This is a genomic window from Tunturiibacter gelidiferens, assembly GCF_013410115.1.
In the GTDB taxonomy this organism is placed as follows: Bacteria; Acidobacteriota; Terriglobia; order Terriglobales; family Acidobacteriaceae; genus Edaphobacter; species Edaphobacter gelidiferens.
This window is the reverse complement of sequence record NZ_JACCCV010000002.1, coordinates 1168086-1181017: the sequence shown is the minus strand read 5'-3', so window position 1 is coordinate 1181017 and position 12932 is coordinate 1168086. Positions and strand designations below refer to the sequence as shown.

At 57.4% G+C, this 12932-nt stretch carries 12 protein-coding genes and 1 tRNA gene; 7 read left to right on the top strand and 6 right to left on the bottom strand.

Translation table 11 applies throughout. From position 1 onward, the window contains the following. Positions 1-93: 93 nt before the first annotated feature. Positions 94-1380 carry a GRP family sugar transporter gene (locus tag HDF12_RS16960; RefSeq protein ID WP_179585237.1) on the top strand — a complete coding sequence of 429 codons (1287 nt, stop codon included), beginning with the start codon at positions 94-96 and terminating at the stop codon, positions 1378-1380. A 68-nt stretch (positions 1381-1448) separates the two neighbouring features. Here HDF12_RS16960 and HDF12_RS16955 read toward each other — a convergent pair whose 3' ends face one another. Continuing rightward, positions 1449-1991 (bottom strand): TetR/AcrR family transcriptional regulator, encoded by a 543-nt coding sequence (locus HDF12_RS16955; protein WP_179585235.1) that lies wholly within the window; start codon positions 1989-1991, stop codon positions 1449-1451. Positions 1992-2290: 299 nt separating this feature from the next. On the opposite strand from HDF12_RS16955, the gene HDF12_RS16950 reads away from it, so the two are divergent. Together HDF12_RS16950 and HDF12_RS16945 are read left to right on the top strand one after the other, a co-directional pair. Continuing rightward, positions 2291-2854, top strand: coding sequence for a cysteine hydrolase family protein (locus HDF12_RS16950; protein WP_179585233.1), 564 nt, complete (start codon positions 2291-2293; stop codon positions 2852-2854). A gap of 85 nt (positions 2855-2939) precedes the next feature. Beyond that, positions 2940-3269: a hypothetical protein gene (locus tag HDF12_RS16945; protein ID WP_179585231.1), complete on the top strand. Its 330-nt coding sequence runs from the start codon at positions 2940-2942 to the stop codon at positions 3267-3269. Between the two features lie 123 nt (positions 3270-3392). Here the strand turns inward: HDF12_RS16945 and HDF12_RS16940 are convergent, their stop codons facing one another. The 3 genes from HDF12_RS16940 to HDF12_RS16930 all read right to left on the bottom strand — a co-directional run bounded on the left by HDF12_RS16940 (position 3393) and on the right by HDF12_RS16930 (position 5273). Beyond that, positions 3393-3539 carry a hypothetical protein gene (locus HDF12_RS16940; protein ID WP_179585229.1) on the bottom strand — a complete coding sequence of 49 codons (147 nt, stop codon included), beginning with the start codon at positions 3537-3539 and terminating at the stop codon, positions 3393-3395. A gap of 154 nt (positions 3540-3693) precedes the next feature. Then, complete coding sequence (locus tag HDF12_RS16935) at positions 3694-4425, bottom strand: SDR family NAD(P)-dependent oxidoreductase (RefSeq protein ID WP_179585228.1); 732 nt, start codon at positions 4423-4425, stop codon at positions 3694-3696. Between the two features lie 101 nt (positions 4426-4526). Beyond that, the gene (locus tag HDF12_RS16930) at positions 4527-5273 is read right to left on the bottom strand and encodes a glucose 1-dehydrogenase (protein WP_179585226.1); all 747 of its coding nucleotides are present in this window, start codon (positions 5271-5273) and stop codon (positions 4527-4529) included. Between the two features lie 201 nt (positions 5274-5474). On the opposite strand from HDF12_RS16930, the gene HDF12_RS16925 reads away from it, so the two are divergent. Further along, positions 5475-5834 carry an ArsR/SmtB family transcription factor gene (locus HDF12_RS16925; protein ID WP_373563951.1) on the top strand — a complete coding sequence of 120 codons (360 nt, stop codon included), beginning with the start codon at positions 5475-5477 and terminating at the stop codon, positions 5832-5834. Positions 5835-5949: 115 nt separating this feature from the next. On the opposite strand, the gene HDF12_RS16920 is transcribed toward HDF12_RS16925, so the two are convergent. Together HDF12_RS16920 and HDF12_RS16915 are read right to left on the bottom strand one after the other, a co-directional pair. Next, positions 5950-6705 carry a bestrophin-like domain gene (locus tag HDF12_RS16920; RefSeq protein WP_179585224.1) on the bottom strand — a complete coding sequence of 252 codons (756 nt, stop codon included), beginning with the start codon at positions 6703-6705 and terminating at the stop codon, positions 5950-5952. Positions 6706-7067: 362 nt separating this feature from the next. Then, positions 7068-7145 (bottom strand) — tRNA-Glu (locus HDF12_RS16915). Positions 7146-7255: 110 nt separating this feature from the next. Between HDF12_RS16915 and HDF12_RS16910 the strand changes: the two genes are divergently transcribed. From HDF12_RS16910 to HDF12_RS16900, 3 genes are all read left to right on the top strand, one after another. Continuing rightward, complete coding sequence (locus tag HDF12_RS16910; RefSeq protein WP_179585222.1) at positions 7256-8023, top strand: queuosine precursor transporter; 768 nt, start codon at positions 7256-7258, stop codon at positions 8021-8023. A gap of 218 nt (positions 8024-8241) precedes the next feature. Next, complete coding sequence (locus HDF12_RS16905; RefSeq protein WP_373563950.1) at positions 8242-9333, top strand: efflux RND transporter periplasmic adaptor subunit; 1092 nt, start codon at positions 8242-8244, stop codon at positions 9331-9333. A 93-nt stretch (positions 9334-9426) separates the two neighbouring features. Continuing rightward, positions 9427-12684, top strand: coding sequence for an efflux RND transporter permease subunit (locus HDF12_RS16900; RefSeq protein ID WP_179585220.1), 3258 nt, complete (start codon positions 9427-9429; stop codon positions 12682-12684). Positions 12685-12932: the final 248 nt, after the last annotated feature.

The window sequence follows — 12932 nt, the reverse complement described above, 5'->3', positions numbered from 1 at the left end:
TCTGTGTGCTTGTGCTGGGGATTGCTCTGCTGGCGGCGTTGCATTAAAGCGGTGGAATACGGGCGGTTTGAAGGAAAGCATCGAGGGAGTCGAATGGCGCTTGCGTTAGATCGGGTGAGAAGAACGCGGTTGTCTCTGCATGGTTTGGGTGTCATCTGCGGATTGACGGCGGGCGTTTGGCTGGGCGCGGCGGAGGCTCCGACGAAGCTTGTGAATGCAGGGTTCTCTCCGTTTGCGATCTCGCTGTGTATGGTTGCGGGGGTATTTACGGCGCGATGGACCTTTCCTACCCTGTTGAAGGGGACGGGTTACGTCTTCGAGGATCTGTCGGAGAGGAAGCATTTGATCGTGTGGGCGCTGATGGCGGGCGCGCTGTGGGCGGTGGCCAATACTCTCACCGTCTTTGCGATTCGTGATGTGGGATTGGCTGTGGCGTTTCCGATGTGGAATGCGAACTCGCTGATTGGGTTGTTCTGGGGACGAGTTCTGTTTCGAGAGTTGGAGGGAGCGAGCGGAAGGAATATTGCAAAGGTTGTCGTGGGCGCGATGGCAATCGTGATTGCTGCGGTGATGCTGGGTTTCAGCACGATCTACGGCGGAGTGGTAGGGAGTCATGCTTTTCGCGGGATTATTGCGGCGTTGGGCGCGAGCCTGATGTGGGGGACCATGTATGTTCCGTATCGCAAGGCTTATCTGAGCGGGATGAATCCGCTGTCGTTTGTGACAGTGTTTACGGTGGGCGAGTTGGGAACAGTGCTGGCGTTAACGCTGACTCTGGATGGCGGGCTGCACTCGTCGGCGTTCCGGCTGTTTCAAATGCCGGGAGTGTTGTTCTGGCTATTTCTTGGGGGATTTGTGTGGGTGATCGGGGATCTGTTTCAACAGTTTGCGGCGAAGTATTTGGGGATTGGACGGGGGATCCCGCTTTCGAATACGAATCAGCTTTGGGGACTTGCGTGGGGTGCGCTGGTATTCGGCGAATTAGCGGCGGCTGACTGGCAGCATAAGTCGATGGTGATTGCAGGGTCAGTCATTATGATCCTTGGTGCACTCGCTATCAGCACAGCGGTGGCATCGGCAAAGGAGCGAAGTTCGACGAATGAGGCTGTAATGCGGGAGTGCAATCGGTACGGCTTGAACTACCAGCGAACGATGATGGCGCAGGCCGGAGATGAACTCGACGGAAGAGACAGACGGCGTCGTTGGTGGGACTACGTCATCGTTCTGACTGCGACTGCGGTCTTTGTCACTCTGGGAGTTCGGGCAATGACGCCACCGCTGACGATGGACTTTCGTTGGGCCGTGTTTCTGAGTGTGGTGTTGATGATTAGTCTCTTCGTCGGAGGGTGGTGTCTTTGGCGGCGGACTCGATTCACGTGAAGTCGCAGCCGCGTTGATGATCTTATGGGGCCATTGGTTCAGGCTACAAATCGGGTCTGGTCACTTCTTTATGGGGCCAAACGCGACTCTAGATAGGCAGCGAGAGCGAGTTTGTATTCCTTGACAAGTTCTTCCCGTTCTTTGAAATTGGCTTCTGCGTAGAGCTTGTTCATGCTTTTGATGATACCCAGAGAGACGTTCGCCATTCGGAACGCCATTTCTTGCGAAATGGCAGGTCTTTTGCTGCGGAATACGTTGGCGATTCTCTCCCTTAGTCGGTTTCTTGCTTCTTGACTGCGCTTGTATTTCACCGGAGCGTCAAGGATTGCGAAATAGGCTGGGTGTTCGTCTACGAAACGAGTCGTCAGTTGGACGAGATGGTGAGCTATCTGCCTCACAGTCATCTCCGCCACGGTCTGCTCGTTGAGGTGCGCCCAGCGCTCTTCCATCTCTGCGACGTATTGTCTCCGGAGTGCCAGGACGATCGCCGGCTTATTGGGAAAGTATTGATAGAGGGTTCCGATGGAAGCACTGGCGCGGTCGGCGATCTCAGTCATGGTGGCAGCGTCGTAACCAACCTCAGCCAGCAGAGACGCGGCGGCTTCCAGCAACTGGCTAAGACGTCGTTCTCCTCGCTCTTGCTGTGGAGCCCGCCTCGGGCTTGACATTGTTGAGGACATACTCATATTCTAAGCCCTTAGAACAAACTTGAGGGTTACCTCATGTTTAGGACTCACCGATCCCTGCTCGACAGCTCTCAGGCTTATCAATCCAGAAGCGGCGTTATTGGTGTGTCGCTAGCTCCGTACTCGACGACCGATTCACCAGTAGCTCACGGTTCCTGTCGAAATTTTTCTAATGCTCCGCATTCCAGGCTAACCGCAGTTCGAAACAAAAGAAGGAGAACACCATGGCAATAACGGCTGTTGACCCGAAGACCGCTCTTGTGATCATCGATCTGCAGAATGGTATCGTTGCGATGCCCACCGCACATCCCGTGGGGGGTGTCGTGAAGCATGCCAGTTTATTAGCGGATGCGTTCCGTCGACATGACTTGCCGGTAGTGTTGGTCAACGTCTCCGCCGGAGCACCGGGGCGAACGGAACAGGCACCCAGAGTTCGTGAGTTTCCTGCCGGATGGACGGATCTCGTTCCTGAGTTGAACCAGCAGCCGCGAGACCACACGGTGACGAAGCGGACGTGGGGAGCCTTCACGAATACGGGTCTTGAGGAACATCTGAAGAAGCTGGGTGTCACGCAGGTTGTGGTCGCCGGGGTCGCCACGAGTTCCGGTATCGAATCCACTGCCCGGCAGGCGCACGAGAACGGTTTCAACGTCACCCTCGCTGTGGACGCTATGACGGATATGAACCTCGATGCTCACATCAATAGCATCACCAGGGTCTTCCCGCGCTTGGGTGAAACCGGCACGACCAAAGAGATCGTCGCTCTCCTCGACAGCACCCGCGCGTGAGGTGGCGTCACCGCGCTCTGGAACAGGTTTGAGGCGAATGTAACTAAGAAAAATTCTTGTTCAACGAAAAGGAGCATCCTTCCAAATGGAATGGGGTCAATCTGCAGCGTACTTGTTTGGCGGCGTTTTTCTCACAAACGCTATTCCGCATTTTGTGAGCGGCGTGATGGGACGTCCCTTTCAAAGCCCATTTGCTAAACCGCCTGGCGAAGGACTTTCTTCTTCGTTGGTGAACGTGCTTTGGGGATTTTTTAATCTGATGGTTGCTTATGTTCTGATTTGTCGTGTTGGCAGCTTCAGTTTGCGTTCTACGGATCATGTCGTTTCTTTGGGATTGGGCATTCTTCTGATGGGTGTGATGACGGCGCGCAGTTTCGGACGGTTCCACGGCGGCAACTCACATGGGAACTCATGAGCGGGCCGACGAAAGGGACCTTCCGTTCGCTGAACAGCTTCAACTATCGAGTGTGGGCTTGTGGGGCGCTGGTCTCTAACGTGGGAACGTGGATGCAGCGCACCGCGCAGGATTGGATCGTCCTCAGAGATAGATAAGCCTGTTCTTCCCGGGAGCGACCTGTTCGAGAAGCTGCTCTTCTGTAAGAGCGCCGAAGAGTTTCGTTGTGCGGTCAACGTTTGACTTCCAACCGCGGAGCGCCGAGTCGATGAGCGAAGCTTCTGGGTTCATGCTGTAGTACCTCTCTTATCGAAAAAGCCAAAATGACTATGAATTCAATCATTGGTAGTTCCTACTCTGGTCTGAACTGGGGCCGCCACGCTGCTTGATGCTGACGGACAGCGTGGCGAGTTCACTCAGTTTGTTTCATCGATATCTAGTTGTGTTAGATCTGTGCTGTTCCGCCGTCTACGAATAGCTCAATACCGTTGACGAAGCTTGAGTCGTCAGAGGCGAGGAAGAGCGCTACGGTCGCGATCTCTTCGGGGCGACCGATTTCGCCACGTGGGATAAGTGTCTTGAAGTACTCCTTCGCGTCGGGTCCTAGAGGATCGAGGATTGGGGTATCGATGGTCCCTGGGCTGAGGACGTTGACGCGGATTTTGCGGTCCTTGAGGTCATTGAGCCATGTGCGCGCAAAGGATCGCACCGCGGCTTTGCTGGCGCTGTAGACGCCGAAGGCAGGGAAGCCCTTGATGCTGGCGATGGAGCCGTTCATGAAGATCGAGCCGCCGTCGTTGAAGAGCGGGAGGGCCTTCTGCACGGTGAACAGTGTGCCGCGCACGTTGAGGTCGAAGGTTTTATCGAAGTGTTCTTCGGTGACTTCACCGATCTTTGCGAACTCGCCCTGGCCTGCGCTGGCGAAGAGGATATCGATCTTTCCTTTTTCTTTCTTGACGGTTTTGTATAAGCGATCGAGGTCAGCGAGGTTTGCAGCGTCGCCCTGGACGCCGGTCACGTTCTTGCCGATGGCCTTGACGGCTTCATCGAGTTTGTCCTGACGGCGGCCGGTGATGAAGACATATGCGCCCTCTTTCACGAAGAGTTTTGCTGTGGCAAGCGCCATGCCTGATGTTGCTGCCGTGATGACTGCTACTTTTCCTTCGAGCTTTCCCATGTCAGTCCTTCCTTTCACGGTTGGTGTTCTTGCTTTTCGGTCGCGATTTGAAGGCCACCCAATTACGGAATGATGCTCGGCGTTGAGTGGCCTTTGTGGAGTTAGCGGAGACCGCCGCCGGTGATCACGCGCTCGCCGGTAATCCACTTTGCGTCTTCGGACGCGAAGAAGGTTACGACGGAGGCGATGTCGTCGACCTGGCCGGCGCGGCCGAGGGGAGTTTGCGCGACGAGAGCTTTCTCGAAGTCGGATCCAATGAACCCGGCGGACTGTGTGCCTTCGGTGTCGACGATGCCGGGGTTGACTGAGTTGACGCGGATCTTACGCGCACCAAGTTCCTTTGCGAGGACACCGGTGATGGCATCGAGAGCGCCTTTGGTGCCTGTGTAGACGGCGCTGTTGGGAGGGGTGATACTGCTGACGCCAGAGCCGATGTTAATGATGCTGGCCCCCTCGCCGAGGTGCTTGACCGCTGCCTGGGTGGTGAGGAGCACGCCGAGTACATTGATGTTGAAGATCTTGTGGAACTGTTCTTCGGTTACGGTTTCGATGGGAGAGAACTCATAGACGCCCGAGTTGTTAACGAGGATGTCGAGGCGGCCGTAGTTCTTGATGGCTGCGTCGATTATGCCCTGTGCTTCTGCGGCCTTGGAGACGTCTCCACCGACGGCGACGGCTTTGCCTCCGGCTGCGGTGATGGCGGAGACGACGGTGTCTGCACCAGACTTGCTGGAGGCGTAGTTGACGATAACGGATGCGCCTTCTGCGGCGAGCGACTTGGCGATGGCGGCCCCGATACCCTTGGATGCCCCGGTGACGACTGCTACTTTACCTTTTAGCTTGCTCATGTCTGAGTCCTCTTCGAGATTGCTCTGTCGAACTTGGGATTTCTGAATTGCCCGTGAAGGCAGGCTCTCATTACTGCTGAGTAGATGGAGTTCGATCATGAGAAGATTCATTAGTTCTGGTTTTATGCACTATTGAACAATTTATGTAAAAAGACTATCGTGGTGTTCATGAGGCCTCTATTCCACCCCTCGGTCCAGGACGTGACGGTTGAAGCGATCCTTCATGCCTTGTCTGACCCGGTGCGTGTGGCGATCTATGCCGACATTGTGGGACAGGAGTGTTCCCACAACTGTTTGGCGTTTTCGAATATCAGCGAGAAACCGATACCGAAGTCAACGCTTTCGCAGCACTTCAAAATACTTCGCGAGGCCGGGTTGATACGGGGCGAGCGTCAAGGTGTCGAGATGCACAACACTTCTCGTTGCGCGGAGATCGACAAGCGTTTCCCAGGGTTGATCGGAGCTATTGTTACGGCGCACAATATCCAGCTGGCCGACGGGGTGCGGCAGACTAAGGCGATCAGACGGAAGTCTTCTCAGCGGATTGTAAGAAGTAAGTAAAGGCACAGCGACAAGATCAGAGACTCGCGACCCCGACCGTGCGTGATGCTGTCCGGCCGACAAGCCACTCCCAACGAAGAATGAAAGTGTGAATCGATCAGGAGCCCGTCTGCTTTCAATGTCCCATCTGGCTCAGCGCATCGAGAATCGGGGTCGGCAAGATCTTGAGAACTCCGCTGAATGGCGTATACATCTCCAGGATGAGGAAGATCGCAGAGGAAACCGCCATCGCTCCAAGAGCTAGTATTATCAGGACCGTGGGGTTGGGCGGGGCGAAAAGACCGAAGCTGACAAAGATGGCGGCCAGCCACGAGACCAAGACCAACAGGAGTGGAATCGGAACGGCGTTCTGCTCCGCCCTGAGGAACATTAGCCATTGAGTCTGCCGTAAGCCAAAAACCATTGTCATGATCTGGGCTTTCTCGGCGACCTGTCTGTCATCTTTCGGGGCCAGCAACTCCAGCTTGCCGAAAAGAATTTCGCCGTGATCCCCCGGTCTGAGTTCGAACTTCCGGGATGCCTGACTTGGCCAGATGCGCTCGAGACCAGCCTCCACTGTCTGGTGAAACTCCGCACGAATTGGCCCGGTCTCGGGGCCATACTTTACCAGTAGGCGATCAATGGCGACAATCTCCGAGGACATCTCCGCTACCTCGTTCTTGCGAGCATCGTAGGAAGACTTTGCGGAAGAGATCAGCATCCCGAGGACCAGCGCGGCCATGGTCGCAATGAGCCCAGTCGCGAGCCTGATGACTTCCTTTGCATCTGATTCGACGTGATCGTCCGGAACGACCCGGCGGACAGCCATGCCGACGAGAGCCGCGGCGAAGACGGATACGAAGATGATCGAGCTGACTACGATTGAATTCATCAGTATCCCCTTTCGACTACGCCATTCTTGCAAGGCAGGTAGATTTCTGCCCGCAGCAAAGTTTGGCGCGGACCGTTCTGCAAACTGCGGGGTCCGCCTTCTGTCGGAATCACTATAGGAGGGTGCATGACCCAAAGACAACGTTGCAGACCCTAAAATGCTAGCCGTGTATGCATTAATCCGTTAGCGCCCCGAAGGACCTAGTGGGAAAGCGGCTTGGTCCAGTAGCAACCAAAATTGCAACCGAAACGGTGACACAATGCAACCGGCCCGGGGAAAGGGCGAATAGCGGGCAGCCACAATAGTGGCACAGGTCACCTTCCTGCGACACTATTGTTTTAATTTAGGTCTTTTAGAATCTTTGGTGTCCCCGATGGGATTCGAACCCATGTTATCGCCGTGAAAGGGCGGTGTCCTGGGCCGGGCTAGACGACGGGGACGCACCAGGTAGAAGGCACCCGCAGCACCCTCACCACTTCTAACGCTAACAACCGAGCCATGCTCTGTCAAAAACTGGCGCGCCTCACGTTGGCACGGCATACTGGTATCGATGCCGTCGCAACTCCACACGATCCAACCGGCCCCCACGCCATCGACTCTTCGCAGTTTCAAGTATCTTGACGCCCTCACGACCGCATTCGTAGTCATCCTGCTTGTTTCGAACCTCATCGCGCAAAAGGTCTGCCTCTTCGGGCCAATCTCCATCGGCAGCCGGTCCATCGGCCCATTCGCGGTCAGCGGAGCGGTTCTCCTGTTCCCCATCACCTATATCTTCGGAGACGTCTTTACCGAGGTGTACGGCTTCGCCGCCTCACGGAGAGCCATCTGGCTGGGCTTCTTCGGCACCGCCCTCCTGTATCTCATCGGAGCCGTCGTCATCGCACTGCCCTCTGCTCCGGGGTGGAAGAATCAGCAGGCGTTCTCTACGGTCTTTGGTTTTATCCCGCGCATCCTGGCCGCCAGTCTTATCGCCTTCTGGGCCGGTGAGTTCGCCAACTCCTATACTATGGCGCGGCTCAAGCTCTTCACGAACGGACGCATGCTTTGGACCCGTACCATCGGTTCCACCGTCGTCGGCCAGGCGGTCGACACGGTTCTTGTCATTATTCTGACCTTTGGCGGAATATATCCCGTCCGCATCCTCCTCAACATAATCGTCACCGGTTACGCCCTGAAGGTAGGCTATGAGGTGGTCGCTACCCCGATCACGTATCTTGTCATAAACTGGCTCAAGCGAGCCGAGCAAGCCGATGCGTTTGATCGTCACCAGAGCTTCAACCCTTTTGCATTTGCTGAAAAGAGCAGTTTGGACGCCTGACACCCCCGGGGAATTGGTTGGGACACCTTCAAAAACTCTTTAGATACATATTCCCGAACCCTTCTCGGGGACGCAGTCATCTAAAATGGAAATCCTGAGTCGTAGCCAGTAAAACGTTGATCCGCAGAATCTTGCGCCGTAAATCTTCCTGTCCACCACTTATTGCAACCCGTTTGGTGGCTTGTCGTCGAAGTCGTCGCTTGTGAAGGAGAAGTTCTGTGCCCTTGATTTTGAACACCCCCCGCGTCTTCCCAGTGCTTGTCTGCGCGGCTGCATGCCTGGTCGCAGGTTGCAAGTCGGCACCGCCCCCGCAGCCTCCCCCGCAGGCCATGCCGGTGAAGGTAGCACCCGTCTCGTTGTCGCCTGTTCCCAACTCCGACACCTACGTCGCCACCATCAAGAGCCGTCGCTCGTCCACCATGCAACCGCAGGTCGACGGCAACCTGGTCAAGATCTTCGTGAAGTCCGGCGACGCCGTAAAAGCCGGTCAGGTGCTTATGCGAATCGATCCCTTGAAGCAGATGGCATCGGTCCAGTCGCAGCAGGGAACTCAGGCGCAGAAGAAAGCCCTCTACGACTACAACAAGATCGAAGTCGACCGGCAGCGCAAGCTATTCGAAGCCGGGGTGGTCTCGCGGGACACATACGACCAGGCGAATCAGGCCTACGAAAACTCCAAGGCCGACTTCGAGTCCAATCAGGCCCTCACCGATACCCAGAAGCAGCAACTCGCCTACTACGATATCCGCGCCCCCTTTAACGGCGTTGTGGGCGATATCCCAGTTCACCTCGGCGACTACGTCTCACCCACCACGCTGCTGACCACGGTGGACGAGAACGCTGACCTTGAAGCTTATATCTACATCCCAACTGAACGCGCCGGCAGCATTCGTAATGGACTTCCGGTAGAGATTCTAGATACGGCAGGCAACGTCCTGGTCAAAACGAAGGTTGACTTCATCTCGCCGCAGGTTGATAACGGACTGCAAAGCGTCCTCGCTAAGGCAAGTGTCCCACGGACGGCGGACATTCTTCGGAACCAGCAGCTGGTGAAGGCTCGCATCACCTGGAGCACCGCACCTGCGCCCACAGTGCCGGTCCTTGCCGTCAGTCTCGTCGGCGGCCAGACCTTCGTCTACGTCGCAACGCCTAAAGGGGACGGCTACGTTGCGCACCAGGTGCCGGTCACCGTCGGCGAAACAGTCGGTAACACCTATCCCGTTCTTGGTGGTCTCAAGACGGGAGAAAAAGTAATCACCTCAGGCCTGCAGTTTCTGCAGGAGGGTGCGCCGGTCAAGCCACTCGGCTAATCAACTGATTCATCGATCCCTGCGGACTTCATCCTGACTCCGCACAGTCTCACGCTCCACCCCGGGGCCAGCCGCTCCGGTTAGAGGTCAGCCTTGTTCGTAGACTTTTTTATTCGTCGTCCGATCTTCGCCACGGTCTGTGCGCTCCTCATCGTGCTCGCGGGCGCGGTCTGCATTCCGAGCCTTCCGATCTCGCTCTATCCGGATCTCGCGCCGCCTCAGGTCATCGTCTCCAGCAACTACATCGGCGCCAACTCCAAAGACGTCGAGTCCGCCGTCACCATCATCCTCGAGCAGGCCATCAACGGCGTTGAAGGTATGCGGTACATGAGCTCCACCAGCTCCAACGATGGCACCTCTTCTATCATCGTCACCTTCCAGACTGGCTATAACCTCGACATAGCCGCTGTTGACGTACAGAATCGCGTTGCCACCGTTCAAGGCCGTCTCCCCGCCACCGTCAACAACACCGGTATCAGCATCACCAAGGCGAGCTCGAACTTCATCTTCGCCGCCGGCTTCATCTCTCCCGACCACTCCCTCTCCCCGGCCTTCATCTCCAACTACCTCGACGTCTATGTCTCGGATGCACTCAAGCGCGTCCCCGGCGTCGGTGCCGTCATCATCTTCGGCGAGCGCAAGTACGCCATGCGCCTTTGGCTTGATCCCAACCGGCTCGCGGCCCGCGGTCTCACCGCACTCGATGTCACCAATGCCCTCGCAGGGCAGAACGTAGAAGTGCCCGCCGGACAACTCGGGCAACCTCCCTCCGATCCCAAGCAGGTCTTCCAGATGGCGGTTCGAGTCATCGGCCGCTTTGACGACCCGAAACAGTTCGAAAACATCGTCATCAAAAACAATCCCACCGCCGGCGGCGTTGTTCTGTTCAAAGATATCGGCCGCGCGGAGCTAGGCGCCGAAACCTACAGCACAGCCCTCAAATACTCCGGCGGAGATGCCATCGGTGTCGGCGTCCAGCAGCTCTCCAACGCCAACGCCCTCGACGTCGACAAGAAGTGCCGCGCCGTCCTCGCAGAGCTCCAGAAAAACTTCCCCCCTGGCATGAAGGGCATCATCGCAGTCGACACCACCCTTGTCATCGGCGAGTCGGTCAACGAGGTCGTCACCACCATCGGTGAAGCGATCGTCATCGTCATCATCGTGATCTTCCTCTTCCTGCAGGACTGGCGCGCCACCATCATCCCCGCCGTCACCATCCCGGTCTCGCTCATCGGCACCTTCGCCTTCATCAAGATCTTCGGCTTCAGCATCAACTCCCTCACCCTCTTCGGCATCACTCTCGCTACAGGTCTAGTCGTCGACGACGCCATCGTCGTGATCGAAAACGTGCAGCGCCACCTCTCCGGCCACTCCATCATCCCGGAGCGCCACGAACTCAGCGAACCCGACCCCTACGCCCCCGACACTCTCGCGCAGGAGAAGGTTGGCAAAGGCATGCAGCAGACCTCCTCCGATCCCCACAAGGCCACCAGCATCGCCATGGCCGAGGTCACCAGCGCCGTCATCGCCACCTCGCTCGTCCTCATCTCCGTCTTCATCCCAGTCAGCTTCTTTCCCGGCACCACCGGCATTCTCTATAAACAGTTCTCGCTTACCATCGCCTTCTCCATTGCGATCTCAGCCTTCAACGCCCTCACCCTCTCGCCGGCCCTCGCCGCCATCCTCCTGCGTCCGGAACAAAAAAAGACCGGCATCATGGGGCTGCTCCTGAACCCCATCGAAGCCGTCATCCAGTGGGTCATTCGGACTTATGCGCGCATCGTCACCTTCGTCGTGCGCATTCGCTACGTCATGCTTTTGTTCTTCGTCGGAGCTCTCGCAGCCACGGCGTTCATGTACAACTACGTGCCCACTGCCTTCATCCCGCAGGAAGACCAGTCCTACTTCCTCATCATCGTGCAGACGCCCCCGGGAGCCTCGCTTAGCTATACCGGCGAGTTCGCCGACCGCGTAGCTGATCTCGTACGCAAGAACGACGGCGTCTTCGGCACCTTCTCCGTCATGGGTTTCTCGCTCGCCGGCGGCAGCTCGCCAAACTCCGGCCTCATCTTCGCACCGCTTAAGCCCATCAACGACCGCACCAAGATGGGACCCAAGTTTACCGCTCACAACATCGTCCTCGACGTAGGACCCAAGCTCTTCGGCGTCCCCGGCGGTATCGCCTTCGCAGCCGAACCACCCGCCGTCGCTGGCCTCGGCACCGTCGGTGGCTTCCAGTTCATCCTGCAGGACGGTGGCCGCAACTCCTTCGACGATATCTCCCGCGTAGCCCACACACTAGTCGCGCAAGGCAGCGCCCCTGGCTCTGGCCTCACCGCGATGAACACGCAGTTCACTTCGAACGATCCGCAACTTCAGGTCATCATCGATCGGCAGAAGGCCGAGACCATCGGCGTCCCCTTCGCCCAGATCACCGCCGCCCTCGGCACCTTCATGGGCTCCAGCTACATCAACGACTTCAACTTCAACAACCGCTCCTACCGCGTCTACGTTCAGGCCGACGAGCAGTTCCGCCGCAACGCGCAGGATCTCCGCCAGTACTACGTTCGCTCCAACACCAACCAGATGATCCCGCTCGACAACCTCGCCACTGTCACTCAGATCTCGGGCCCACAGGTCATCAACCACTACAACCTCTTCCGCTCGGCCGAGATCGACGGCTCGCCCGCCCCCGGAACTAGCTCGGGTCAAGGCAACGACGCCATGGTCAAGCTCTTCCAGAAGAACAAGCTTCAGGGCATGACCTACTCCTGGACCGGCCTCGCGCTTGAAGAAGTTGAGTCCGCCGGCAAGGCCATCATCATCTTCGGCCTTGGCCTGCTGGTCGTCTACCTCACCCTCTCGGCCCAGTACGAGTCCTTTGCGCTGCCGTTCATCATCCTCCTTGCCGTTCCTATGGCGATCCTCGGCGCTCTCTCTCTCGTCTCTCTCCGCGGCCTGGTCGACGACGTCTACGTCCAGATCGGCCTGGTCATGCTCATCGGCCTCTCAGCCAAAAACTCGATCCTCATCGTCGAGTTCGCCGAGCAACTCCTCGAGCAGGGCCGCTCGATCATCGACGCCGCCATCGAGGCCGCAGAACTCCGCCTCCGACCCATCCTGATGACCTCCATCGCCTTCATTCTCGGCGTCGGTCCTCTCTTTTTCGCCACTGGAGCCGGAGCCTACGGCCGTCACTCCGTCGGCACAGCCATCGTTGGCGGCATGGTGCTCTCTACCGTGCTCAACCTCTTCTTCATCCCGGTCCTCTACGTCATCCTGAAGACTATCCTCGTCAAGTACTCGCGCAAAAAAGCCGTAGCCCCAAACACGGAACTACCCGCTAAATAGGAGCGATGTCCTGCCGGACGGGAGCCCTGCGCGGCGGCGGTCAGTTCGTGTGACGTGTGTACCGTTCCAGGCAGGAAGAATATCCACGGTCCTCCCGCTGGACGGCACGGGCACTAGCTTGCGACCAACGGGAGCACCCCGCGAAGCAACTACAAGTCACGAAGTGACCGCTGCCCGCGCAGGGCGCCCGTCCGGCAGGACAAGATCTCCAGAAACGCTCAGCCCTCTTGGGTCGGCTATCATGCTCC

Bases quoted from the DNA above. Each gene is read 5' to 3' on its own strand.
- HDF12_RS16940 (WP_179585229.1), bottom strand. From the start codon at position 3,539: ATGAACCCAGAAGCTTCGCTCATCGACTCGGCGCTCCGCGGTTGGAAG.
- HDF12_RS16945 (WP_179585231.1), top strand. From the start codon at position 2,940: ATGGAATGGGGTCAATCTGCAGCGTACTTGTTTGGCGGCGTTTTTCTC.
- HDF12_RS16930 (WP_179585226.1), bottom strand. From the start codon at position 5,273: ATGAGCAAGCTAAAAGGTAAAGTAGCAGTCGTCACCGGGGCATCCAAG.
- HDF12_RS16920 (WP_179585224.1), bottom strand. From the start codon at position 6,705: ATGAATTCAATCGTAGTCAGCTCGATCATCTTCGTATCCGTCTTCGCC.
- HDF12_RS16960 (WP_179585237.1), top strand. From the start codon at position 94: ATGGCGCTTGCGTTAGATCGGGTGAGAAGAACGCGGTTGTCTCTGCAT.
- HDF12_RS16950 (WP_179585233.1), top strand. From the start codon at position 2,291: ATGGCAATAACGGCTGTTGACCCGAAGACCGCTCTTGTGATCATCGAT.
- HDF12_RS16935 (WP_179585228.1), bottom strand. From the start codon at position 4,425: ATGGGAAAGCTCGAAGGAAAAGTAGCAGTCATCACGGCAGCAACATCA.
- HDF12_RS16910 (WP_179585222.1), top strand. From the start codon at position 7,256: ATGCCGTCGCAACTCCACACGATCCAACCGGCCCCCACGCCATCGACT.